The organism is Aeromicrobium sp. IC_218 (assembly GCF_004336805.1).
In the GTDB taxonomy this organism is placed as follows: Bacteria; Actinomycetota; Actinomycetes; order Propionibacteriales; family Nocardioidaceae; genus Aeromicrobium.
Window position 1 is genome coordinate 16,865 of sequence record NZ_SJXM01000013.1, and the last position, 21,999, is coordinate 38,863.

A 21,999-nucleotide genomic window follows, 5' to 3' on the forward strand; every position below is an offset into this window, starting at 1 on the left:
GTGCAACGCTAGGCACGGCCGGCGAGCAGGTCGCCGACGATCCGCAGTCCGTCGAGGTCGTGCACGTCCGTGGCCAGCGCCGCGACCCGTGCCGACGGCACCGTCGGGTGCGAGGCTCGGAACCGGCGCACCAGCCGCTCCTCCCGCTCGCGCACCTGGGCCCGCTCCGCGTGCACGCACAGCAGCTCGGCGGCCAGGGTGCTCGTCGCGTCGCCGCCGGCCAGCCGGCGGGACGCGGCGGCGGCCTCGTCGGCGCCCAGGTCGTCGACCGCGGTGCGGCTGACCCGGTTCACCACGAGCCCGGCCAGCGGCATCCGCTCGGCGGCGAGCCGCTCCACGAAGTAGGACGCCTCGCGCATCGCCGAGGCCTCGGGGGCGGCGACGACGAGGAACGCCGTCCGCGGGTCCTGCAGCAGTGCGTACGTCTGCTCCGACCGCTGGCGGAAGCCGCCGAACAGCGTGTCGAACGCGGCGACGAACGTCTGCACGTCGGTCAGCACCTGGGCGCCGAGCAGCTTGTTCATCATCGAGGTGATCACGCCGAACCCGGCGCCGAACAGGCGGGCCGGACCCTTCGCCGGGGCGAGCATCAGCCGGATGAAGCGGCCGTCCAGCAGCGACGACAGCCGCTCGGGCGCGTCCAGGAAGTCCAGGGCGGAGCGCGACGGCGGGGTGTCGACGACGATGAGGTCCCAGCCGTCCTCGTGCTCGGCGGCCTCGCCGTGCAGCTGGCCGAGCTTCTCCATGGCCATGTACTCCTGCGTGCCCGCGAACGAGCTCGACAGCGCCTGGTAGAAGGGGTTCGCCAGGATCTGGCGGGCCTTGTCCGCGCTGGCGTGCGCCTCGACGACCTCGTCGAAGGTGCGCTTCATGTCGAGCATCATCGCGTCGAGCCGGCCGGGTCCCTCGACGCCGGCGACCGGGCGCGGGACGTTGTCCAGCTCGGTGAGCCCCATGGACTGCGCGAGCCGGCGGGCCGGGTCGATGGTCAGCACGCACACGCGCCGGCCCTGCTCGGCGGCCCGCAGCGCGAGCGCGGCCGAGGTGGTCGTCTTGCCGACGCCGCCGGAGCCGCAGCACACCACGATCTGCGTGCCGGGATCGGCGAGCAGCGCGTCGACGTCCAGGGCGTCGGCGCTCGGGCCCGTGGCGCCGCGGTAGTGCGGCGTCGTGGTGCGGGTGGGGGTGGTGCGGGGCCGGCCGGGCATCAGACGACCTTCCCGTCGCGCAGGGTCTGGGCGAGCTCGAACAGGGCGCCGAGGTCGACGCCCTCGCTCAACCACGGCAGGTCGTGCACCGGGACGTCCGCGTCGTCGAGCAGGACGTGCTGGGCGTCCTGCAGGTGCTGGCGCGCGACGTGCGCATGGCCCTCCTCGACGAGCGCGGGGGCGTGGCCGGCGTCGACGCCGGACGGCTCGAGGGCGTCCGCCACGGCCTGCTCGACGCCGTCGGTGCCCAGCAGCTGCTGAGACGCCTCGGACAGCAACGCCGGACGCACGAGGTTGACGAGCACGTGGCCGACCGGGAGGCCGGCGAGGCGCAGCTCGGTGACGCCGTCGAGGGTCTCCTGCACGGGCATCTCCTCCAGCACGGTCACCAGGTGCACCCGGCTGGTGTCGGAGTGGAGCATGTCCATGATCGCGTCGGCCTGCTTGCGCACCGGCCCGACCTTGGCGAGGCCGGCGACCTCGGCGTTGACGTTGAGGAAGCGCGTGATGCGTCCGGTCGGCGGCGCGTCCATGACGACGGCGTCGTAGACGAACCGCCCGTCCTCCTTGCGCCGGGCCGCCTCGTACGCCTTGCCGGTCAGCAGCACGTCGCGGACGCCCGGGGCGATCGTGGTGGCGAAGTCGACGACGCCGAAGCGGTCGAGCAGCTTCCCGGCCCGGCCCAGGTGGTAGTACATGTCGAGGTACTCCAGCAGCGCCGCCTCGGGATCGATGGCCAGCGCGTGCACCTGCCCACCGCCGAGCCCGGACGCGATGCGCCGCTCCTCGTAGGGCAGCGGCGGGACGTCGAAGAGCTGGGCGATGCCCTGGCGCCCCTCGACCTCGCACAGCAGGACCCGCTGTCCCTGGTCGGCCAACGCGATCGCGAGCGCGGCGGCCACCGTCGTCTTGCCGGTGCCGCCCTTGCCCGTCACCACGTGCAGCTGCGTCGTCGCGCCCACGCCGCCACCCTACTGACGCCCGCGCGAGGCGCATGCCGACGCGGGACCGGGTCGCGTGATGCCCGATACAGTCGGTCCATGACTCAGTGGGAGTACCTGACCGCACCCGTCCTCGTGCACGCGACCAAGCAGATCCTCGACAACTTCGGCCGCGACGGCTGGGAGCTGGTGCAGATCGTGCCGGGCATGAACCCGGAGAACCTCGTCGCCTACTTCAAGCGCCCGGTCGCCTGATGTCCGCGGTCGAGGAGCGCCTGGCCGCGGCCGGGCTCGAGGTGCCCGAGGTGGCCAAGCCGGTCGCTGCGTACGTCCCGGCGCTGAGCACCGGCTCGTACGTGCACACGTCCGGCCAGCTGCCGCTGGAGTCCGGTGAGCTGCTGGCCACCGGCAAGGTGGGCGCCGGTGTCGACGTCGAGACCGCCACCGCCTGCGCGCGCCAGTGCGCGCTCAACGCCATCGCCGCCGTGAAGGCGCAGGTGGGCGACCTCGACCGCGTCACCCAGGTCGTCAAGGCCGTCGTCTTCGTGGCCAGCGACCCGTCGTTCACCGGCCAGCCGCAGGTCGCCAACGGCGCCAGCGAGCTGCTCGGCCTGGCCTTCGCCGAGGCCGGCGTGCACGCCCGCAGCGCCGTCGGCGTGGCCGTGCTGCCGCTCGACGCCCCGGTCGAGGTCGAGATCGTGGTCGAGGTGGCCTAGGTGGTCCGCGTGCGTGTCCCCGACACGCTGCGCTCCGTCGTCGACCCGACGGACCCGGTGACGCCCCGCGACGCCGCCAGCGTCGTCGTGGTGCGCGACGGGGCCGACGGGCTCGAGGCGTACCTCATGCGCCGGCAGGCGTCCATGGCCTTCGCCGCGGGACAGTACGTGTTCCCCGGCGGCGGCCTGGACGCCTCCGACGCCGAGCCGGACGTGCCGTGGGCCGGGCCGCCGGCGTCCCGCTTCGCCGAGCAGCTCGGCACCACCGAGGCGCACGCCCGTGCGCTCGTCGTCGCCGCGGTGCGCGAGACGTTCGAGGAGTCCGGCGTCCTGCTCGCCGGGCCCGACGAGACGTCCGTCGTGGACGACGTGAGCGGTCCGGACTGGCTGGCCGCCCGCCGGGCGCTGGAGAAGCACGAGACGAGCCTCGGCGCCTGGCTGCGCGAGCGCGGCCTCGTGCTGCGCGCCGACCTGCTGGGCGCCTGGTCGCGCTGGATCACGCCGGCGCACTCGCACCAGCGCTACGACACGCGGTTCTTCGTCGCCCGCATGCCCGTCGGCCAGGAGGTCGGCGACCTGCCCGGCGAGGCCGACCGCTGCGTGTGGGTGCCCGTCGGCACGCTGCTCTCGCCCGAGCAGGCCGACGCCGCGGGGCTCATGCCGCCGCAGCACCAGACCCTGCGCCAGCTGGCGCGCCACGACGCCGACGAGCTGCTCGAGGTCGCCCACGGGCGGCCGGTGCTGCTCGCCGAGCCGCGCCTGGTCGCCGACGACGACGGCGTCTGGCTCGAGACCGACCTGGGGGAGTACGAGTGACCACCGTCAGCGACCGCGCCACCGTCGTCCTGGCGCCGAACCCGGGCATCATGACGCTCGACGGCACCAACACCTACGTGCTGCGCGAGCCGGGCGCGGCCCGCAGCGTCGTCGTCGACCCGGGACCGCTCGACGAGGCCCACCTCGCCCGCGTCCTGGAGCTGGCCGGCGAGGTGGCGCTCGTGCTCGTCACGCACCACCACGGTGACCACACCGAGGCCGTGCCCCGCTTCGCCGAGCTCACCGGGGCCCCGACGCGCGCCGTCTCGCCCGAGCACTGCGTCGGCGCCGAGCCCCTGGCCGACGGGGAGGTCATCGAGGTCGACGGGCTGACCGTGCAGGTGCTGCACACGCCCGGTCACACCGCCGACTCGGCCTGCTTCCTGCTGCCGGCCGAGGACGTCCTGCTGAGCGGCGACACCATCCTGGGCCGCGGCACGACGATCGTCGCCCATCCCGACGGACGGCTCGGCCCCTACCTGGACTCGTTGCGTGCCCTGCAGGAGCTGGTCGTCACCGGCCACGTCCAGCGGATCCTGCCCGCCCACGGCCCGGTCGTCGACGACCCGGCCGCGGTCGTCGACTTCTACCTGACCCACCGTGAGCAGCGCCTCGAGCAGGTGCGCCGGGCCGTCGCGGCCGGCGACACCACGGCTCAGCAGGTCGTCGAGCGGGTCTACGCCGACGTCGACCGCAGCCTGTGGCCGGCCGCCGAGCGCTCGGTCGCCGCCCAGCTCGAGCACCTCGGGCACTGACCCCGGACGCACGAGGGCCCCGCACCGGTCGGTGCGGGGCCCTCGTCGTGCCGGACGTCAGCGAGCGCGACGCTGCAGGCGCTCGAGGTCGAGGATGACGACGCTGCGCGGCTCCAGGCGCACCCAGCTGCGGGCGGCGAAGTCGGCGAGCGCCTTGTTGACCGTCTCGCGGGAAGCGCCGACCAGCTGGGCCAGCTCCTCCTGCGTGAGGTCGTGGTGCACGTGGACGCCGTCGTCGGCGCGGCGGCCGAAGCGGCTCGACAGGTCGAGCAGGGCCTTGGCCACGCGGCCGGGGACGTCGGAGAACACCAGGTCGCCGACGACCTCGTTGGTGCGGCGCAGGCGCGCGGCCAGCTGGTGCAGCAGGGCACGGGCGACGTCGGGGTGCTCGGTGAGGATCGGCAGCAGCGACTCGTGGCCGAGGCTGCGCACCGTGGTGTCGGTGACCGCGGTGGCGGTGGCCGAGCGGGGTCCGGGGTCGAACAGCGACAGCTCGCCGAACATCTGGCCCGGACCCAGGATCGCCAGCAGGTTCTCGCGGCCGTCCGGGGACGTGCGGCCGAGCTTCACCTTGCCGGACGTCACCACGAACAGGTCGCTGCCCTCGTCGCCCTCGTTGAACAGGGCCTCGCCGCGACGGATCGCGGTCTCGGGCATCGAGGTGACCAGGGAGTTCGAGGCGTCCTCGTCGAGGCCGGCGAACAGCGGGGCCTGACGCAACACGTCGTCGCTCACGTACGTTCCTTCTCTCGCTCGGGTTCCCGGGAGGCCGGGGACGTGACGATTCTCCCACATCCCCGTGCATGCGCCCGCCCCGTAGGCTGAGCGCGTGTCCCGCACCGTCGCCCCGCCACCCGTGCAGCCGGGCGAGCGGCCCACCACGTCGCTCGTGCGTCGTGCACGCCGCGTGGACCGGGTGCTGGCCGACACCTATCCCGACGCCCACGCCGAGCTCGACTTCACGAACCCGTACGAGCTGCTGGTCGCCACGGTGCTGTCGGCGCAGACCACCGACCGGCGGGTCAACCAGGTGACGGCGGTGCTGTTCGCGCGCTACCCGGACGCCACGGCGCTCGCGGCGGCCGACCGCACCGAGCTGGAGGAGATCATCCGCTCCACCGGCTTCTTCCGGGCGAAGGCCGAGAGCCTGCTGGGCCTGTCCGCCGCGCTCGTGGAGCGGTTCGACGGCGAGGTGCCGGGCCGGCTGAAGGACCTCGTGACCCTGCCGGGCGTCGGGCGGAAGACCGCGAACGTCGTGCTCGGCAACGCGTTCGGCGTCCCGGGCATCACCGTCGACACCCACTTCCAGCGGCTGGTCGTTCGCCTTGGCTGGGTCGAGGCCACGACGGCCAAGGACCCGGTCAAGACCGAGCACGCCGTCGGGTCGCTGTTCGAGCGGCGCGACTGGACCGACCTGAGCCACCACCTCATCTGGCACGGACGCCGTCGCTGCCACGCCCGCAAGCCCGCCTGCGGCGCGTGCCCGGTGGCCCGCTGGTGCCCGTCGTACGGGCTCGGCCCGACCGACCCGGTCGAGGCCGAGAAGCTCGTGACTACCCAGGGCCGCGCATGAGGTGGTTCCTCGTGGCGCTGCTCGGCGGCGCCCTGGTGCTGTCGGGCTGCTCGGGGGACGACGACGAGCCGTCGACCGCCCCGTCCTTCCAGGGCGGACGCCCCGCGGCCGCGAGCGACGTCGACACCCCCGAGCTGGCCGCCGCGCGCGATGCGGCCGGCATCGAGCCCTGCCCCGAGACGACCGGCGACGCTCCCGTGGAGGACGGCCTCCCCGACGTGACGCTGGCCTGCCTCGGCGGCGGCACGGACGTGCGCCTGGCCGGGCTGCGCGGACGTCCGCACGTGGTCAACCTGTGGGCCAGCTGGTGCGCGCCGTGCCGCGAGGAGCTGCCCGTGCTGCAGGCCGCGCACTCGACGCTGGGCGACCGGGTCGGGTTCGTCGGCGTCGACTACTCCGACCCCGACCCGGCCGCGGCGCTCGAGCTCGCCGACCGCTCGGGCGTCACCTACCCGCTCGTCGCGGACCCGGACGAGGACGTCCGCAAGGCTCTGGGCGTCATCGGCCTGCCGCAGACGGTCTTCGTCGACGCCGATGGCCGGGTGGTCGCCACCGAGCGCACCGCGTACGACTCCGAGCAGGACCTGCTCGCCGCGGTCGAGCAGCACCTGGGGGTCAGCCGGTGAGCGAGCTTCCCACCTGGCTGAAGCCGATCGCCGACGCGGCCGCCGACGTCTCGGCCGGCACGCTGGCACCGAGCCTGCCCGCCCCGCCGCCGGACGCACGTCCCTCGGCGGTGCTCATGCTGTTCGCCGAGCACGAGGGCGAGCCGTCGGTGCTGCTCACCGAGCGCGCCGCCACGCTGCGCCAGCACGCCGGCCAGATCTCCTTCCCCGGCGGCGCCCAGGACCCCGAGGACGACGGTCCGACCGCCACCGCGCTGCGCGAGGCCCACGAGGAGGTCGGCCTCGAGCCGGACGGCGTGAGCGTCCTGGGCCGGCTGCCGACCCTGTGGCTGTCGTACAGCAACTTCGCGGTGACGCCGGTGCTGGCGACCCGCGACCACCTCGACGGGTTGCGCGTGGTGGACGAGGCGGAGGTCGCCCAGGTGCTGCGGGTCCCGCTCGACCGCCTGCTCGACCCGGAGCACCGGTTCAGCGTCGTGCGCGGCGGCTGGCGCGGCCCGGCCTTCGACGTCGGCACGCCGGTGCCGCTGTGGGGCTTCACGGCCGGCGTCCTGGCCCGGCTGCTGCGCGTGGCCGGCCTCGAACGTCCCTGGGACGAGTCCCGCACCCGACCCCTGCCGGAGCCGCGATGAGCGGCCTCGACGTCGTCCTGCTGCTGGTCGTGGTGGCGTACGCCATCTCCGGGTTCGTGCAGGGCTTCGTGACGAACGCCGTCTCCACCGTGGGTCTGTTGTCCGGCGGCCTGCTGGGCATCGTGATCGTCCCGGTCGTGCTGGGCGGACGCAGCCCGAGCGTGGCCACGTCCGTGCTCGCCCTGGTCGTCGTGCTGGTCTGCGCCGTGCTCGGCCAGGCGGCCGGCTCCTACGTCGGCGGCTCGGTGCGCGACGCGGTCACCTGGCGGCCGCTGCGGTCCTTGGACTCGCTCGGCGGCTCGCTGCTGGCGATGGCGGCGGTGCTCGTCGTCGCGTGGGGCCTGGGCTACGCGGTCAGCGGCTCGCAGATCCCGGTGCTGTCGAAGGCGGTGCGCGACTCCAGCGTGCTGCGCGCGGTGGACCGGGTGATGCCCGACCGGGCGCAGGAGGTGCTGCGCTCCTTCGACGAGGTCATCGACACCAACCTCTTCCCGCGCTACATCGAGCCGTTCCAGCCCGAGCGCATCGCCGACGTCGAGCCGCCGGACGCCGCCACGCTGGAGTCGGCCGGCGTCGTCGCGGCCCGCGAGTCGGTCGTGAAGGTCGTCGGCGAGGCGGTGTGCGAGCGTGGCATCGAGGGCTCGGGCTTCGCCTACGGACGCGACCGCGTGATGACCAACGCCCACGTCGTCGCCGGCGTCCAGAACCCCACCGTCGTGGTGGACGAGCGACGCCTGCGCGCCGACGTCGTCCTGTTCGACCCGTCGCTCGACGTGGCCGTGCTCGCCGTCGACGGGCTCGGCGTGCGTCCGCTCGCGTTCGACCGGAGCGGGGAGGCCGGGGACGAGGCGGCCGTGCTCGGCTACCCCGAGAACGGCCCGTTCGACGCCCGCGCCGCGCGCATCCGCAGCAAGCAGGACCTGCGCAGCCCCGACATCTACGGCAGCGGGCAGGCGGTGCGCGAGGCGTTCGCCATCCGCAGCCTCGTCCGCTCGGGCAACTCCGGCGGTCCGCTGGTGTCGGCCGACGGCGACGTCTACGGCGTGGTGTTCGCGGCCTCGGTGTCGGACTCGTCGACGGGCTACGTCGTCACCGCCGAGCAGGTCGCCGCCGACGCGACGCTCGGCCTGCGCTCGTCCCAGCCGGTCGGCACGGGAGGATGTACCTGATGAGTCGATTCGTGGGAGCCCTCGCGGGCCTGGTCGCCCTGCTCGTGCTGCTCGTGGCCGTGCCGGCCCAGTGGGTGGCCACGCACGTCAGCGACGCCGACGGCTTCGCCGACCTCGCCGGCCCGCTCGTGGCCGAGCCGGAGGTGAGGACCGAGCTCTCCCAGGTCATCTCCGAGCAGGTCACGGCCCGGCTGGCCCTCTCGCCCACCCTCGGCCCGGTCGTCGCGGACGTCCTGGCCCGCGCGGCCACCACCGTCGTCGACGACCCGGCGTTCCGGACGGCGTGGGAGGACACCCTGCGTCGCTCGCACGAGGCGACCCTCGGCGGCGCGGACGCCGCGCCCGACCAGGGCCAGTCGCTGCGGCTCGCGGTCGACCTGGCTCCGCTGGCGCGGTACGTCGTCGACAAGGCGTCCGGCCAGCTGCCTGTGACGGTGCGCGCGCCGGAGACGGTCGTCGTGCCGATCACCAGCGAGCAGGTCGGCGAGCAGATCGACCTGCTGCGCTCGGCGCCGGACTACGCCCGGGTGGCGTGGATCGTGCTCGTCGCCGCCGTCGTGGTGCGCCTCGCCCTGGCGCGGCGCCGGGGCGCGGCGCTGGCCCGGCTCGGCGTCGGAGCGCTCGTGGCGGCCGGCGTGCTGTGGCTCGCCGTGCGCGCGGCCGGCCGGCTGCTGCAGGAGCGGGGCGACGCGGCGGAGCCGCTCGCCCGGGCCGTGCAGGACGCCCTGGTGGCGCGCTCGACGGCGTCGTTCGACGACTGGCTGCTCGTGGTGGCCGGCGCGGGCCTGGCCGCCGTGGTGGTCGGCGTCGTGCTGCGCCGGAAGGTCTAGCCGCCGGCTAGCGGGTCGGGCGGGTCTGGCCCTTGAGCGCGGCCGGGATCTCCTTGGCCGTCGCGATGGTCTTCTCCGGCGCCTTGATCTTCTTGAGCTTGCGGATGCCGATGAACACCAGCAGCAGCATCAGCACCAGGTAGAAGCCGGTGACGATGAGGAAGCACCACGCCGGGTGCAGGCCGGTCATCGTCAGGAAGTAGGCCGCGGCGATCGAGCCGAGGACGATGATGAGCAGGCCGAGGAACGCGCTCGCGGCCAGCAGACCGGTGCCCAGGCCCGCGGCCTTCGCGCTGACCCGCAGCTCGCTCTTGGCCAGCTGGATCTCGGCCTGGACCAGGCTCGAGATGTCGCGGCTGGCGTCGGCGACGAGACGACCGATGGTGGGCTCGTCCGTGGGCTGCGGCTGCTGCTCGGTCACGCTCATGGCGGCGAGCCTACACAGCGGACGCCGACCCCGCAGTGCGTCCGGACGCGGCCGGGGGCGGGCCCGAGCCGGGCGGCGTGACACCGCTGGCCGGACCCGCCCCCGGTCGGGACGGACGAGGGTCAGTCGTCGCTCTTGGCCGACTTCATCCCCTCGCTGATCATCGACATCACCGAGCTGTCGGCCAGCGTCGTGGCGTCGCCGACCTCGCGGTTCTCGGCCACGTCGCGCAGCAGGCGGCGCATGATCTTGCCCGAGCGCGTCTTGGGCAGCTCGGCCACGACCAGGATCTGCCGCGGCTTGGCGATCGGGCCGATCTCCTTGGCCACGTGGTTGCGCAGCTCGGTGATGACGCTGTCGTCGGCCTCCTGGCCGTCGACGAGCGCCGACTCGCGCAGGATGACGAACGCGACGACGGCCTGGCCGGTCGTGTCGTCGGCCGCGCCCACGACGGCCGCCTCGGCGACCTTCGGGTGCGACACCAGCGCGGACTCGATCTCGGTCGTCGACAGGCGGTGCCCCGAGACGTTCATGACGTCGTCCACCCGGCCGAGCAGCCAGATGTCGCCGTCCTCGTCCTTCTTGGCGCCGTCGCCGGCGAAGTAGGAGCCCGGGAAGCGCGACCAGTAGGTGTCCTGGAAGCGCTGGTCGTCGCCCCAGATCGTGCGCAGCATCGACGGCCACGGCTCGGTGAGCACGAGGTAGCCGCCCTCGCCGTTGCCGACCGGGTTGCCGGCGTCGTCGACGACCTCGGCGCTGATGCCCGGGATGGCGCGCATGGCCGAGCCGGGCTTGGCGGCGGTGACGCCGGGCAGCGGCGTGATCATGTGCGCCCCGGTCTCGGTCTGCCACCAGGTGTCGACGATCGGGGTGCGCCCGCCGCCGATGTTCTCGCGGTACCAGACGTACGCCTCGGGGTTGATCGACTCACCGACCGAGCCGAGGATGCGCAGGCTCGACAGGTCGAACTCGGCCGGGATCTGCTCGCCCCACTTCATGCACGTCCGGATGGCGGTCGGCGCGGTGTAGAACTTCGTGACGCCGTACTGCTGGATGACCTCCCACCAGCGGCCCTTGTGCGGGGTGTCGGGCGTGCCCTCGTACATGACCTGCGTGGCGCCGCAGGCGAGCGGGCCGTAGACGATGTAGGAGTGCCCGGTGACCCAGCCGATGTCGGCGGTGCACCAGTAGACGTCGTCGTCCTTGAGGTCGAAGACGCCCCAGAACGAGTACGCCGACTGCACCAGGTAGCCCGCGGTCGTGTGCAGGATGCCCTTCGGCTTGCCCGTGGTGCCGGACGTGTACATGACGTAGAGCGGGTGCTCGCTGTCGAACGCCTCCGGCGTGTGCTCCGGCGACGCCGACCCGACGGCCTCGTGCCACCACACGTCGCGGCCCTCGGACCAGTCGACGTCCTGCCCCGTGCGGCGCACGACCAGCACGTGCTCGACGACGGACGTGCGCGAGACCGCCTCGTCCACCGCCGGCTTGAGCGCGCTCGGCGCGCCACGGCGGTAGCCGCCGTCGGCGGTGACGACGACCTTGGCCTGGCAGTCGTCGATGCGGCTCGCCAGCGCGTCGGCGGAGAAGCCGCCGAACACGACGGTGTGCGGGGCGCCGAGGCGGGCGCAGGCGAGCATCGCCACGACGGCCTCGGGGATCATCGGCATGTAGATCGCGACGCGGTCGCCGGCGCCGACGCCGAGGTCGGTCAGCGCGTTCGCGGCCCGGCTGACCTCGTCCTTGAGGTCGCTGTAGGTGATGGTGCGGGTGTCGTCGGCCGGCTCGCCGACCCAGTGGATGGCGACCTTGTCGCCGTTCCCGGCCTCGACGTGCCGGTCGACGCAGTTGTAGGCGGCGTTGAGGCGTCCGCCGACGAACCACTTCGCGAACGGCGGGTTCGACCAGTCCAGGACCTCCTCGAAGGGGGTCTCCCAGTCCAGCCGCTGCGCCTGCTCGGCCCAGAAGCCGAGCCGGTCCTCGGCGGCGCGGTCGTACGCCTCGGCGGTCAGGTTGGCGTGCTGCGCCAGCTCGGCCGGGGGCTCGAAGCGGCGGTTCTCGTGCAGGAGGTTGCTGAGGCCTTCAGCGCTCATGGGGTCTCCTCAAGAAAGGGGTGTGTGGTGCGCCACCCATTGTGGCGCACCACACACCCGGGACGGACGGGACTACTTCTCGGCGCCGGCGCCGGTCAGCGAGCGGACCTCGAGCTCGGGGAAGCGCTCCTCCGAGACGCGGCTCTTGGTCGTGACCGTGCCCAGCCAGCCCAGGAAGAAGCCCAGCGGGATCGAGACGATGCCCGGGTTCTCCAGCGGGAACCAGCTGATGTCGACGCTCTCGGGCAGCAGCGACAGGTTCTTGCCGTTGGCGTCCAGGCCCTTGCCCGAGACGACCGGCGAGAAGATCACCAGGCCGACGGCCGAGATGAGGCCGCCGTAGATGCTCCACACCGCGCCGCGGGTGTTGAACCGCTTCCAGAACAGGTTGTAGAGCAGGGCCGGCAGGTTCGCCGACGCCGCGACCGCGAAGGCCAGGGCGACGAGGAAGGCCACGTTCAGGCTCTGGCCGGGGATGGCCAGCGCGATCGCGACGCCACCGATGACGAAGGCGGCGATGCGCGCGACGCGCACCTCGTCCTTGCCGGTGACCTCGCCCTTCTTCCAGACGTTGGCGTACAGGTCGTGCGCCACCGAGGACGCCGACGTCAGCGTCAGGCCCGCGACCACGGCGAGGATCGTCGCGAACGCGACCGCCGAGATGAGGGCCAGCAGGATGGCGCCGCCGGTCGTGCCGGCACCGCCGCCCACGGCCTCGGCCAGCAGCGGCGAGGCCAGGTTGCCGCCGGACTCGACGATGCGGTCCTTCGCGTCGCCCTTCACCAGCGCCGCGGCGCCGAAGCCCAGCACCAGGGTGAGCAGGTAGAAGGTGCCGATGATGCCGATCGCCCAGAGCACGGACTGGCGCGCCTGCTTGGCGGTCGGGACCGTGTAGAAGCGCACCAGGATGTGCGGCAGGCCGGCGGTGCCCAGGACGAGCGCGATGCCGAGCGAGACGAAGTCGATCTTGCTCGTCGTGGTGGCGCCGTACTTGAGGCCGGGCTCCAGGAACGCCTTGCCCTGGCCGCTGTTGTCGGCGGCGGTGCCGAGCAGGTCCGAGAGGTTGAAGCCGAACTTGGCCAGCACCAGGATCGAGATGAGCAGCGTGCCGAACATGAGCAGGACGGCCTTGACGATCTGCACCCAGGTCGTGCCCTTCATGCCGCCGAAGACGACGTAGAAGATCATGAGGATGCCCACCGCGACGATGGTCAGGTTCTTGGCCGCATCGCTGTCGATGCCGAGCAGCAGGGACACGAGGGCGCCCGCGCCGACCATCTGCGCGAGCAGGTAGAAGATCGAGACGACGATCGTGGACGTCGCCGCCGCGGTGCGGACCGGACGCTGCTCCATGCGGTACGCGAGCTGGTCGGCCATGGTGAAGCGGCCGGAGTTGCGCAGGAGCTCGGCGACCAGCAGCAGGGCGACGAGCCAGGCCACCAGGAAGCCGATCGAGTACAGGAAGCCGTCGTAGCCGGACAGTGCGATCGCGCCGGAGATGCCCAGGAACGAGGCGGCCGACATGTAGTCGCCGCCGATGGCGAAGCCGTTCTGCACGCCGCTGAACGAGCGTCCGCCGGCGTAGTAGTCGGCCGCGGTCTTGGTGTTGCGGCTGGCCCAGAAGGTGATGCCGACGGTGAGCAGCACGACCAGGACGAACAGGGTCGCGGTCAGCGCCTGGTGGTCGCCGCTCTCGCTCGCGGCGAGCAGGACGTCACGGGTGCTCATCGCTCCACCTCACGCTCGAACTGCCCGCGGAGGTCGTCCGCGATCGGGTCCATGTTCTTGGCGGAGTAGGTCGCGTACGCGTAGGCGATGCCGAACGTCGTCACGAACTGCAGCAGGCCCCAGACCAGGGCCACGTTGATGTTGCCGACGATCTTGGTGCCCATGAGGTCGGGGGCCCAGTTCGAGGCCAGGACGTAGGCCAGGTACCAGATCATGAAGGCGACGGTGGTCGGCACGACGAAGCGCCGGTAGGCGGACCGCAGCCGGTGGAAGTCGGCCGAGGCATGGATGCGTTCGTACTCGGCGTGGACCGCTGGCGAGATCTTCTCGGCCACAGCGCACCCCTTTCGGGTCGTTGGGACGGTGCTGAGCCGACGGTAGGGACGCGTGAGGATGTGTGCCAGGTCACACGACAGGTGGTGCGGTCAAGCCCGGCGACGGGTCGCCGGGCGGTCGCGGCGCTGCGACGAACGGTCGTCCTGGCGCGACGAGCGGTCAGCGCCGCTGCAGGTCCTCGGGGGTGTGGAGCCGGGCCATGGTGCGCGCGACGGTGGCGGGCACGCGGCGGGGCGTGGCCAGCGAGACGCCGACCATGAGCGCGAAGCCGAGCGGCACCGCCCAGGCGGCGGGCTGGGCGAGCAACGTCCCGGTCCAGCCGTCCGGACGCCACACGATGGTGAGCAGCACGGCCACGCCGGCGGCCAGCCCGCCGCCGACCAGGCCCGCGACGGCGCCGGCGGCGGTGAGCCCGCGCCACCAGATGCCGAGCACGAGCAGCGGGCAGAACGTCGCCGCCGCCAGCCCGAAGGCGAACGTCACCGAGCTGGCCACGGCGATCTCGCCGGTGAGGAACGACAGCGCCAACGGCACGAGCACGCAGACGACGGCGGCGACCCGCAGCGCGGCGATGGACGAGAGCCGGGTGGTCGCGGCCAGGCTCTGGCCGACCACGCCGGCGACCGACATCGTCAGTCCGGACGACGTGGACAGGAAGGCCGCGAACGCCCCCGCGGTGACCAGGGCCCCGAGCAGGTCGCCGGCCGTGCCGCCGAGCACGCGTCCGGGCAGCTCGAGCACGACGCTGTCGGCGTGGCCGGACGCGACGAGGTCGCCGGCGTACACGCGTCCGAGCAGCCCGTAGACCGGCGGCAGCAGGTAGAACGCGCCGAGCAGCACCAGGACCACGAGCGTCGTGCGGCGCGCCGCCCGGCCGTCGCGGTTGGTGTAGAAGCGCACCACGACGTGGGGCAGGCCCATCGTGCCCAGGAACGTCGCGGCCATGACGGCGTAGGTGCTGTAGAGCCCCTGGGCGCCGTCGCCGAGCGGCCCGACCCAGTCGCCGGCGTCGACGGGCGCGGGGGCGCCGTCGCCGCGCCAGGCCGCGACGAGGAAGAGGAGCGGGACGAGCAGCGCGGTGAGCTTGAGCCAGTACTGGAAGGCCTGCACGAAGGTGATCGAGCGCATGCCGCCGGAGACGACGTTGACCACGACGATCGCGGCCACGAGCACGCTGCCCAGCCAGCCGGGGGAGTCGGCGACGGTGCGCAGGGTCAGGCCGGCGCCCTGGAACTGCGGCATGAGGTAGAGCCACCCGACCCCGACGACGAGCACCGTGGCGACCCGGCGCACCGCGACCGACTGCAGCCGCACCTGGGCGAAGTCGGGGATCGTGTACGCGCCCGAGCGGCGCAGTGGGGCGGCCACCAGCACGAGCAGCAGCAGGTAGCCCGCGGTCCAGCCGATCGGGTACCAGAGCATGTCGGCGCCGTAGGCCAGCACGAGGCCGGCGACGCCGAGGAAGGACGCCGCCGAGAGGTACTCGCCGCCGATCGCCGAGCTGTTCCACCACGGGCTGACCGACCGCGACGCGACGTAGAAGTCGCTCGTCGTCCGGCTGATGCGCAGCCCGAACGCGCCGATGCCGATGGTCGCCAGCGAGACCAGGGTGACCGCGACGGCGGCGTAGGTCGGGTTCACGGCGGCTCGACGAGGGCGGCGAAGTCGCGCTCGAGCCGGTCGGTCTGGCGCACGTACAGCCAGCCGAGCACGAACAGCCACGGGTACACGCCGACGCCGAGGGCCAGCCAGGCCAGCGGCAGGCCCAGCACCTCACCGTCGACGACGCCCTCGGCCACCCGCAGGACGATCGGCAGGGAGCCGAGCGTGAGCACCAGCGCGAGCACCACGACTCCGGTGAGCCGCAGCTGCGAGCGCACCAGCGCGCGGACGTAGGCGTCGCCGACGCCGGACAGCTCGTCGAGCTCCTCGCGGACGGGACGGCGCACGTGCGGCGCCGCCACGGTCAGCGGGTTGGTGACGCGCACCCGCTCCCGCGCCTCGTCGCTCACCGTCCGGGTCCCGCCACGAGCTCGCGCAGCGCCCGGGTGTGGCGCCGGGCCACGCCGATCTCGGTCGTCCGGGCGCCGGTGTCGACGACCACGGACGTGCGTCCGTCGCGCTGGCGCAGCTCGGCCACGTGGCGCAGCGCCACCAGGTGGCTGCGGTGCACGCGCACGAACCCGGCCTCGGCCCACTGCTCGGCCAGCGCCGTCAGCGGGACGCGCACGAGGTGGTCGGCGCCGTCGGTCGTGTGCAGCCGGACGTAGTCGCCGTGCGCCTCGACGTAGGCGACGCTCGAGCGGCGGACGAACCGCGTGACGCCGGCCAGCTCGACCGCGATCGTCGGGTCGTCCTCGTCGGTCGCGGCGGCGGACTCGGTGGCCCGCCGGACGCTCTCGGCCAGCCGCTCCTCGCGGACCGGCTTGAGCAGGTAGTCCACGACGCCCAGCTCGAAGGCGTCCACGGCGTGCTCCTCGTGGGCGGTGACGAAGACGATGCGCGGCCGCTCGGCGAAGCGGCCGAGCAGGCGCGCGAGCTCCAGGCCGCTCAGCCCGGGCATCGCGATGTCGAGGAAGACCAGGTCGACGCCGCCGGGCTCGAGGAGGCGCAGCGCGTCCACCCCGGACTGGACGGCGCGGATCTCGCCGATGCGCGGGTCGCGCTCGAGCAGCCACACGAGCTCGTCCAGCACCGGCCGCTCGTCGTCGACGACGAGGGTGCGCAGTCCGTCGGCCATGGCGCGATCCTAGGTGATCGCCGTCACGTCCCGGGGGTGTCGGCGCCGCGCGGCCGGGGTAGCGTCGGTCGCGACGTCGAGCGCGTGAGATTATCTTGACGTCAAACAATCTTGTGGTCCTGCACCCGACGAAACGGAGCACCCGTGACCGACTCGACGATCATCTACACGCACACCGACGAGGCGCCTGCGCTCGCGACGTACTCCTTCCTGCCGATCATCAAGGCGTACGCCTCGCAGGCCGGTGTGGACGTCGAGACCCGCGACATCTCGCTGGCCGGCCGCATCCTCTCGCAGTTCCCCGAGCGCCTGACCGCCGAGCAGCGGGTCGACGACGCGCTGGCCGAGCTGGGCGAGCTGGCCAAGCGTCCCGAGGCCAACATCATCAAGCTGCCGAACATCTCGGCATCCGTGCCCCAGCTCAAGGCGGCCGTCGCCGAGCTGCAGGCGCAGGGCTACGACCTGCCGGACTACCCCGAGGACCCGCAGACCGACGAGGAGCGCGACGTCCGCGCCCGCTACGACAAGGTCAAGGGCTCGGCCGTGAACCCGGTCCTGCGCGAGGGCAACTCCGACCGCCGCGCGCCCGCGTCGGTGAAGAGCTACGCGCGCAAGCACCCGCACTCGATGGGCGCGTGGAGCGCCGACAGCAAGACCCGTGTCGCCACGATGGGCCACGACGACTTCGCCAGCAACGAGCAGTCGGTCGTCCTGCCCGCCGACGACACCCTGCGCATCGAGCACGTCGCCGCCGACGGCACCACCACGGTGCTCAAGGACGGCCTGACGGTGCTCGAGGGCGAGGTCGTCGACGCCACCCGCATGGACGCCGCCGCGCTCAACGCCTTCCTGGCCGAGCAGGTCACGGCGGCCCAGGAGGCCGGCGTCCTGCTCTCGGTCCACCTCAAGGCCACGATGATGAAGGTCTCGGACCCGATCATCTTCGGCCACGCCGTCCGCGCGTACTTCCCGCAGGTGTTCGAGGCCTACGGCGACGACCTCAAGGCCGCGGGCCTCAGCCCCAACGACGGCCTCGGCGGCATCCTCAAGGGCCTGGACGCGCTGCCGAACGGCGCCGAGGTCAAGGCCGCCTTCGAGCGCGGCCTGAGCGAGGGCCCGGCGCTGGCCATGGTCGACTCCGACAAGGGCATCACCAACCTGCACGTCCCCAGCGACGTCATCGTCGACGCCTCGATGCCGGCCATGATCCGCACCTCGGGCCAGATGTGGAACGCCCAGGGCGAGCAGCAGGACACCCTGGCGGTCATCCCGGACAGCTCGTACGCCGGCGTCTACCAGGCCGTCATCGACGACTGCAAGGCGCACGGCGCGTACGACCCGTCCACCATGGGCACCGTCCCGAACGTGGGCCTCATGGCGCAGAAGGCCGAGGAGTACGGCTCGCACGACAAGACGTTCGAGATCGAGACCGACGGCGTCGTCCGCATCGTCGACGGCGCGGGCGAGACGCTCACCGAGCACGACGTGAAGCGCGGGGACATCTGGCGCGCCTGCCAGACCAAGGACGTCCCGATCCGCGACTGGGTCAAGCTGGCCGTCACCCGGGGTCGCGCCACCGGCGACCCGGTCGTGTTCTGGCTCGACGAGAACCGCGCCCACGACGCGAACCTCATCGCCAAGGTGAACGCCTACCTGCCCGAGCACGACACGGAGGGCCTGGACATCCGCGTCCTCAGCCCGGTCGAGGCCACCAAGCTCAGCATCGAGCGCATCCGCCGCGGCGAGAACACCATCTCGGTCACCGGCAACGTGCTGCGCGACTACCTGACCGACCTGTTCCCGATCCTCGAGCTCGGCACGTCGGCCAAGATGCTGTCGGTCGTCCCGCTGATCAACGGCGGCGGCCTGTTCGAGACCGGCGCCGGCGGCTCGGCGCCCAAGCACGTCCAGCAGCTGGTGAAGGAGAACTACCTGCGCTGGGACAGCCTGGGCGAGTTCCTGGCCCTCGCGGTCAGCTTCGAGCACCTGGCCACGACGACCGGCAACGACCGCGCGCAGGTGCTCGCGGACACGCTGGACGCCGCGACCGGCCGCTTCCTGGACGAGAACAAGTCGCCGGGCCGCAAGCTGGGCACGATCGACAACCGCGGCAGCCACTTCTACCTGGCGCTGTACTGGGCCCAGGAGCTGGCGCAGCAGAGCAAGGACGCCGAGCTCGCCTCGACGTTCGGCCCGTTGGCCCAGAAGCTCGCCGACGCCGAGGAGACGATCGTCTCCGAGCTCGTCGGCGTCCAGGGCAGCCCGGCCGAGATCGGCGGCTACTTCCAGCCCGACCCGGCCAAGGCCGACGCCGTCATGCGTCCGTCCGCGACGCTGAACGAGGCGCTGGCCTCGCTGGCCTGACGCCCGCCCGCACGCCGCAGGGCCCCGCTCGGATCCGTCCGGGCGGGGCCCTCGTGCGTCCGGGCCCGGACGCCGGGTCGGGTTTACCTGGGGCCCCAGGTAGACCCGACGTCCCCAGGTCTGCCGGCCTGGGGCGGTCGAGGAGTCCTGGGGCGGTGGCCGTCCGTCGGGCTCAGTCGTCGCCGAGGCCGCGGGCCGCGAGGGCGTCACCGGTCTCGTAGGCCCGTCCGACGGTGCGGACGGCCAGGGGGACGAGCAGGGCGCGCGGGCTCCGTTCCAGGCCGCGAGCCTTCGCGGCGGCGCGGGTCTCGCGGGCCGTCTCCAGGATGCCGGGGATCGCGCGCAGGACGAGCGAGAACGCCAGCGCGACCCGCTCGGGGCGCACGCCGAGCCGCCGGAACGGCCGCAGGCCCCGCTCGACCGCGGTGAGGACGTCGTCCACCGGGGTCGTCGCGGTGAAGACGAGCGCGGCGAGCACGAGCGCGAGCAGGTCGCCGACCACGTGCACCGCGACCGGCCAGCCGCGCTGCCAGGTCTGGAACGCGGCGACGACCACGGCGAGCACCAGCAGGCCGCGCACCTGGCGCAGCGTCCGGCGCACGGGCATGCCGGCCACGAGCGTCAGCGCGAGTGACACCACGAGCAGCACGACGGCGCTCGCCGGGCCGTGCAGCGCGACGGCGATCGCGCCGTACGTGGCGAGCAGGCCGAGCTTCGGCCCCGCCGGGATCCGGTGCAGCACCGACCGCCCCGGTCGGTACGCCCCGAGCAGGTCAGTCACGGGCGATCCTCACGGTGCTGCGACCAGCGCGCGGTAGTGGGCGACCGCCTCGGCCGGGTCGCCGTCGAAGACGACGCGGGCGGCGTCGACGACGAGCGCACGGTCGCAGCGCACGGCCAGGTCCAGGTCGTGGGTCACCAGCACGAGCTGCTGGCGCAGTGACAGGAGGCGGTCGGCGACGAGCCTGGTGTTGCGCAGGTCGAGCAGCGTGGTCGGCTCGTCGGCGACGAGCACGTCGGGGTCCGTGGCGAGCACGCCGGCCAGCGCGAGCATCTGCTTCTGGCCGCCGGACAGGGCGTGGACACTCGTGTCCGCCTTCGCCTCGAGCCCGACGGACGCCAGCACCTCCAGGGCGCGGGCGCGGCGGGCGGCCTTGTCGCGGACCGTCCGGCGCAGCGACAGGGCGACGTCCTCCAGGCAGGTGGGCATGACCAGCTGGGCGTCGGGGTTGGTGAACACGAACCCGACCCGGCGGCGCACGGCCGGACCCTCGTCCACGGTGTCGAGCCCGCCGACGCGCACGTGGCCGGACGTCGGCTCGACCAGCCCGTTCAGCAGGCGCGCGAGCGTGGACTTGCCCGAGCCGTTGGCGCCGACGACCGCGACCCGCGGCTCGTCCAGCGTGAGGGTGGTCGGCTCGAGGACGACGAGCGGACCGTCGGTCGTCTCGACGGTGACGGCGGCCTGGTCGAGCTCGATCACGTCCGTACGGTACGCGTCAGCGCCGGGCGAGCTGCGGGAAGGCGCGCAGCACCGAGGCCGCCACGACGGCCGCGAGGACGCCCTTGACGACGTCCGCGACGAAGAACGGCGTCGCGAAGCCCCACGCGACCGAGGCCGAGACGTCCAGTGCGCGCATCATGCCGAGGGTGCCGAGGGTGCCGACCACCGCGACGGTGGCGACGGCCGCGGCCAGCGAGACGGCGCCGACGAACACCGCCGGCGACCGCCGGGCCACGCGCGTCGCGACGAAGCCCACCAGCGCCGCCGCGAGCGGGAACGCCAGCAGGTACCCGCCGGTGGCGCCGGCCCACACCGCCGGTCCGGCGCTGCCCTGGGTGAAGACGGGCAGACCCGCGGTGCCGACTACGAGATAGAGCACGACGGCCAGGAAGCCGCGGCGGGCGCCGAGCACCGAGCCCGCCAGGAACACGCCGAACATCTGCAGCGTGAACGGCACGTTGGCCACGCCGTTGATCGCCGGCAGGATCGCGCAGACCGCGATGAGCGCGGCGAAGGTCGCGACCAGGGCCAGGTCGGTCGTGCTGCTGGTGCGGCGCGCGGACACGGTGCTCATGCTGCTCCTCGGCGGGGACACGCACCTGAACGGCGTTCAGGTGAACGGCGTTCAGGTTAGGCTGGGACCCGTCGCCTGTCAACGAAGGAGCTCGGATGCGCCACCACCGCACGGACGTCGTCGACGCCGCCCTGCGCGTGCTGGACGAGCACGGGCTCGGCGACCTGTCGATGCGCCGGCTCGCCGCCGAGCTGGACGTGCGGCCGAGCGCGCTCTACCACCACGTAGCCAGCAAGCAGGAGCTCCTGGCCGCGGTCGCGGACGAGATCGTCGGCCGGGGAGGCCGGCCCGAGCCGGCCGAGGGTGAGGCGGCCGTACGGGCCGAGTGCCGGGCCCTGCGCGACGCGATGCTCGCGTGGCGCGACGGCGCGGAGGTCGTCGCGACGGTGCACGCCTACGGGTTGGGGCCGCACGAGCCGGGGGAGCGGCTGACGTCCGCCCTGCGTGGTGCGGGCCTGGACGACCGGTTCGCCCGGGCCGCCGCCCGCACGATGCTGCACTTCGTCTTCGGCCACGTGCTCGACGAGCAGACCCACCTGCAGGCGGCCAGCGCGGGCGCCATCGGCGACAAGCCGGACGGCGGGGACGCGGCCGACGGCGCGAGCTTCGAGCAGGGGCTGGACCTGCTGCTGGCCGGGGTGCGCGCCCACGCGACGTCCGCTCCCTGAGCGGAACCCCGCGCCCTGAGCGGAACCCCGCTCCCTGAGCTTGTCGAAGGGAGGCTTCGACAGGCTCAGCCAGCGGACGCCAGGCTCAACCAGCGGGGAGGCTTCGACAGGCTCAGCCAGCGGGAACGATCAGGCGCTGAGCGCCTCGACCTCGGCGTAGGGCAGGTCGACCCACGCGGCCACGCCGCACGCGGTGCACGTGACGGTGCCGCTCAGCTCGTCGGGGAGCTCGACGTCGAAGCCGCAGTCCTCGCAGACCAGGACCAGGCCGATGCGGATGTCGTTCATGTCTCCACCGT

At 73.2% G+C, this 21,999-nt stretch carries 25 protein-coding genes; 11 read left to right on the forward strand and 14 right to left on the reverse strand.

Features of this window, described 5'->3' with window-relative positions:
• Positions 1-8: 8 nt before the first annotated feature.
• Together E0W78_RS13390 and E0W78_RS13395 are read right to left on the reverse strand one after the other, a co-directional pair.
• The gene (locus E0W78_RS13390; RefSeq protein WP_131404453.1) at positions 9-1,208 is read right to left on the reverse strand and encodes an ArsA-related P-loop ATPase; all 1,200 of its coding nucleotides are present in this window, start codon (positions 1,206-1,208) and stop codon (positions 9-11) included.
• Positions 1,208-2,170 (reverse strand): ArsA-related P-loop ATPase, encoded by a 963-nt coding sequence (locus E0W78_RS13395; RefSeq protein ID WP_131404454.1) that lies wholly within the window; start codon positions 2,168-2,170, stop codon positions 1,208-1,210. The genes E0W78_RS13390 and E0W78_RS13395 overlap by 1 nt, the downstream gene beginning before the upstream one ends.
• 78 nt (positions 2,171-2,248) lie before the next feature.
• Here E0W78_RS13395 and E0W78_RS13400 point away from each other — a divergent pair, with 78 nt between their 5' ends.
• From E0W78_RS13400 to E0W78_RS13415, 4 genes are read left to right on the forward strand one after another with little or no spacing between them, the layout of a single operon-like run.
• On the forward strand, positions 2,249-2,404 hold the full coding sequence (locus E0W78_RS13400; protein ID WP_019144424.1) for a DUF4177 domain-containing protein: 156 nt from the start codon (positions 2,249-2,251) through the stop codon (positions 2,402-2,404).
• Positions 2,404-2,865 carry a RidA family protein gene (locus E0W78_RS13405; protein WP_131404455.1) on the forward strand — a complete coding sequence of 154 codons (462 nt, stop codon included), beginning with the start codon at positions 2,404-2,406 and terminating at the stop codon, positions 2,863-2,865. The genes E0W78_RS13400 and E0W78_RS13405 overlap by 1 nt, the downstream gene beginning before the upstream one ends.
• A 9-nt stretch (positions 2,866-2,874) precedes the next feature.
• A complete protein-coding gene (locus E0W78_RS13410) occupies positions 2,875-3,681 on the forward strand; it encodes an NUDIX hydrolase (RefSeq protein ID WP_207392766.1) in 807 nt (268 codons plus the stop codon).
• A complete protein-coding gene (locus tag E0W78_RS13415; RefSeq protein ID WP_242686352.1) occupies positions 3,678-4,436 on the forward strand; it encodes an MBL fold metallo-hydrolase in 759 nt (252 codons plus the stop codon). The genes E0W78_RS13410 and E0W78_RS13415 overlap by 4 nt, the downstream gene beginning before the upstream one ends.
• Before the next feature lie 57 nt (positions 4,437-4,493).
• Here E0W78_RS13415 and E0W78_RS13420 read toward each other — a convergent pair whose 3' ends face one another.
• The gene (locus E0W78_RS13420) at positions 4,494-5,171 is read right to left on the reverse strand and encodes a Crp/Fnr family transcriptional regulator (protein ID WP_131404456.1); all 678 of its coding nucleotides are present in this window, start codon (positions 5,169-5,171) and stop codon (positions 4,494-4,496) included.
• A 94-nt stretch (positions 5,172-5,265) separates the two neighbouring features.
• Here E0W78_RS13420 and nth point away from each other — a divergent pair, with 94 nt between their 5' ends.
• The 5 genes from nth to E0W78_RS13445 are packed head-to-tail and all read left to right on the forward strand — an operon-like array spanning position 5,266 to position 9,266.
• Positions 5,266-6,009, forward strand: a complete 744-nt coding sequence (gene nth, locus E0W78_RS13425) for an endonuclease III (protein ID WP_131404457.1) — start codon at positions 5,266-5,268, stop codon at positions 6,007-6,009.
• Complete coding sequence (locus tag E0W78_RS13430) at positions 6,006-6,635, forward strand: TlpA disulfide reductase family protein (protein WP_131404458.1); 630 nt, start codon at positions 6,006-6,008, stop codon at positions 6,633-6,635. The genes nth and E0W78_RS13430 overlap by 4 nt, the downstream gene beginning before the upstream one ends.
• A complete protein-coding gene (locus tag E0W78_RS13435) occupies positions 6,632-7,267 on the forward strand; it encodes a CoA pyrophosphatase (protein WP_131404459.1) in 636 nt (211 codons plus the stop codon). Before E0W78_RS13430 ends, E0W78_RS13435 begins: the two co-directional genes overlap by 4 nt.
• A complete protein-coding gene (locus E0W78_RS13440) occupies positions 7,264-8,436 on the forward strand; it encodes a MarP family serine protease (protein ID WP_131404460.1) in 1,173 nt (390 codons plus the stop codon). The genes E0W78_RS13435 and E0W78_RS13440 overlap by 4 nt, the downstream gene beginning before the upstream one ends.
• Positions 8,436-9,266 (forward strand): hypothetical protein, encoded by an 831-nt coding sequence (locus E0W78_RS13445; protein ID WP_131404461.1) that lies wholly within the window; start codon positions 8,436-8,438, stop codon positions 9,264-9,266. Before E0W78_RS13440 ends, E0W78_RS13445 begins: the two co-directional genes overlap by 1 nt.
• Positions 9,267-9,273: 7 nt before the next feature.
• On the opposite strand, the gene E0W78_RS13450 is transcribed toward E0W78_RS13445, so the two are convergent.
• From E0W78_RS13450 to E0W78_RS13480, 7 genes are all read right to left on the reverse strand, one after another.
• The gene (locus E0W78_RS13450) at positions 9,274-9,693 is read right to left on the reverse strand and encodes a phage holin family protein (protein WP_131404462.1); all 420 of its coding nucleotides are present in this window, start codon (positions 9,691-9,693) and stop codon (positions 9,274-9,276) included.
• Between the two features lie 122 nt (positions 9,694-9,815).
• Complete coding sequence (acs, locus tag E0W78_RS13455; protein WP_131404463.1) at positions 9,816-11,786, reverse strand: acetate--CoA ligase; 1,971 nt, start codon at positions 11,784-11,786, stop codon at positions 9,816-9,818.
• Between the two features lie 72 nt (positions 11,787-11,858).
• On the reverse strand, positions 11,859-13,514 hold the full coding sequence (locus E0W78_RS13460) for a cation acetate symporter (RefSeq protein ID WP_131404464.1): 1,656 nt from the start codon (positions 13,512-13,514) through the stop codon (positions 11,859-11,861).
• On the reverse strand, positions 13,511-13,849 hold the full coding sequence (locus E0W78_RS13465) for a DUF485 domain-containing protein (protein WP_131404465.1): 339 nt from the start codon (positions 13,847-13,849) through the stop codon (positions 13,511-13,513). The genes E0W78_RS13460 and E0W78_RS13465 overlap by 4 nt, the downstream gene beginning before the upstream one ends.
• Positions 13,850-14,009: 160 nt before the next feature.
• Positions 14,010-15,491 carry a cation acetate symporter gene (locus E0W78_RS13470; RefSeq protein WP_131404466.1) on the reverse strand — a complete coding sequence of 494 codons (1,482 nt, stop codon included), beginning with the start codon at positions 15,489-15,491 and terminating at the stop codon, positions 14,010-14,012.
• Positions 15,488-15,862: a hypothetical protein gene (locus tag E0W78_RS13475; RefSeq protein WP_131404467.1), complete on the reverse strand. Its 375-nt coding sequence runs from the start codon at positions 15,860-15,862 to the stop codon at positions 15,488-15,490. Before E0W78_RS13475 ends, E0W78_RS13470 begins: the two co-directional genes overlap by 4 nt.
• Positions 15,859-16,590, reverse strand: coding sequence for a LytTR family DNA-binding domain-containing protein (locus E0W78_RS13480; RefSeq protein WP_131404468.1), 732 nt, complete (start codon positions 16,588-16,590; stop codon positions 15,859-15,861). Before E0W78_RS13480 ends, E0W78_RS13475 begins: the two co-directional genes overlap by 4 nt.
• A gap of 144 nt (positions 16,591-16,734) precedes the next feature.
• Here E0W78_RS13480 and E0W78_RS13485 point away from each other — a divergent pair, with 144 nt between their 5' ends.
• Positions 16,735-18,954: an NADP-dependent isocitrate dehydrogenase gene (locus E0W78_RS13485; protein WP_131404469.1), complete on the forward strand. Its 2,220-nt coding sequence runs from the start codon at positions 16,735-16,737 to the stop codon at positions 18,952-18,954.
• Between the two features lie 172 nt (positions 18,955-19,126).
• Here the strand turns inward: E0W78_RS13485 and E0W78_RS13490 are convergent, their stop codons facing one another.
• The 3 genes from E0W78_RS13490 to E0W78_RS13500 are packed head-to-tail and all read right to left on the reverse strand — an operon-like array spanning position 19,127 to position 21,032.
• Positions 19,127-19,735 (reverse strand): energy-coupling factor transporter transmembrane component T, encoded by a 609-nt coding sequence (locus E0W78_RS13490; RefSeq protein WP_131404470.1) that lies wholly within the window; start codon positions 19,733-19,735, stop codon positions 19,127-19,129.
• 9 nt (positions 19,736-19,744) lie between these two features.
• The gene (locus E0W78_RS13495) at positions 19,745-20,437 is read right to left on the reverse strand and encodes an ABC transporter ATP-binding protein (RefSeq protein WP_131404471.1); all 693 of its coding nucleotides are present in this window, start codon (positions 20,435-20,437) and stop codon (positions 19,745-19,747) included.
• Positions 20,438-20,453: 16 nt separating this feature from the next.
• Positions 20,454-21,032, reverse strand: coding sequence for a biotin transporter BioY (locus tag E0W78_RS13500; RefSeq protein WP_131404472.1), 579 nt, complete (start codon positions 21,030-21,032; stop codon positions 20,454-20,456).
• A 95-nt stretch (positions 21,033-21,127) separates the two neighbouring features.
• On the opposite strand from E0W78_RS13500, the gene E0W78_RS13505 reads away from it, so the two are divergent.
• Positions 21,128-21,700: a TetR/AcrR family transcriptional regulator C-terminal domain-containing protein gene (locus E0W78_RS13505; protein WP_131404473.1), complete on the forward strand. Its 573-nt coding sequence runs from the start codon at positions 21,128-21,130 to the stop codon at positions 21,698-21,700.
• A gap of 129 nt (positions 21,701-21,829) precedes the next feature.
• On the opposite strand, the gene E0W78_RS16640 is transcribed toward E0W78_RS13505, so the two are convergent.
• The gene (locus E0W78_RS16640) at positions 21,830-21,988 is read right to left on the reverse strand and encodes a hypothetical protein (RefSeq protein WP_165570512.1); all 159 of its coding nucleotides are present in this window, start codon (positions 21,986-21,988) and stop codon (positions 21,830-21,832) included.
• Positions 21,989-21,999: the final 11 nt, after the last annotated feature.

Excerpts from the sequence above, each read along its gene's own strand:
- E0W78_RS13405 (WP_131404455.1), top strand. The coding sequence starts at position 2,404 with ATGTCCGCGGTCGAGGAGCGCCTGGCCGCGGCCGGGCTCGAGGTGCCC.
- E0W78_RS13430 (WP_131404458.1), top strand. The coding sequence starts at position 6,006 with ATGAGGTGGTTCCTCGTGGCGCTGCTCGGCGGCGCCCTGGTGCTGTCG.
- E0W78_RS13450 (WP_131404462.1), bottom strand. The coding sequence starts at position 9,693 with ATGAGCGTGACCGAGCAGCAGCCGCAGCCCACGGACGAGCCCACCATC.
- E0W78_RS13505 (WP_131404473.1), top strand. The coding sequence starts at position 21,128 with ATGCGCCACCACCGCACGGACGTCGTCGACGCCGCCCTGCGCGTGCTG.
- E0W78_RS13480 (WP_131404468.1), bottom strand. The coding sequence starts at position 16,590 with ATGGCCGACGGACTGCGCACCCTCGTCGTCGACGACGAGCGGCCGGTG.
- E0W78_RS13445 (WP_131404461.1), top strand. The coding sequence starts at position 8,436 with ATGAGTCGATTCGTGGGAGCCCTCGCGGGCCTGGTCGCCCTGCTCGTG.
- E0W78_RS13440 (WP_131404460.1), top strand. The coding sequence starts at position 7,264 with ATGAGCGGCCTCGACGTCGTCCTGCTGCTGGTCGTGGTGGCGTACGCC.
- acs (WP_131404463.1), bottom strand. The coding sequence starts at position 11,786 with ATGAGCGCTGAAGGCCTCAGCAACCTCCTGCACGAGAACCGCCGCTTC.
- E0W78_RS13390 (WP_131404453.1), bottom strand. The coding sequence starts at position 1,208 with ATGCCCGGCCGGCCCCGCACCACCCCCACCCGCACCACGACGCCGCAC.
- E0W78_RS13460 (WP_131404464.1), bottom strand. The coding sequence starts at position 13,514 with ATGAGCACCCGTGACGTCCTGCTCGCCGCGAGCGAGAGCGGCGACCAC.
- E0W78_RS16640 (WP_165570512.1), bottom strand. The coding sequence starts at position 21,988 with ATGAACGACATCCGCATCGGCCTGGTCCTGGTCTGCGAGGACTGCGGC.
- E0W78_RS13500 (WP_131404472.1), bottom strand. The coding sequence starts at position 21,032 with ATGAGCACCGTGTCCGCGCGCCGCACCAGCAGCACGACCGACCTGGCC.
- E0W78_RS13400 (WP_019144424.1), top strand. The coding sequence starts at position 2,249 with ATGACTCAGTGGGAGTACCTGACCGCACCCGTCCTCGTGCACGCGACC.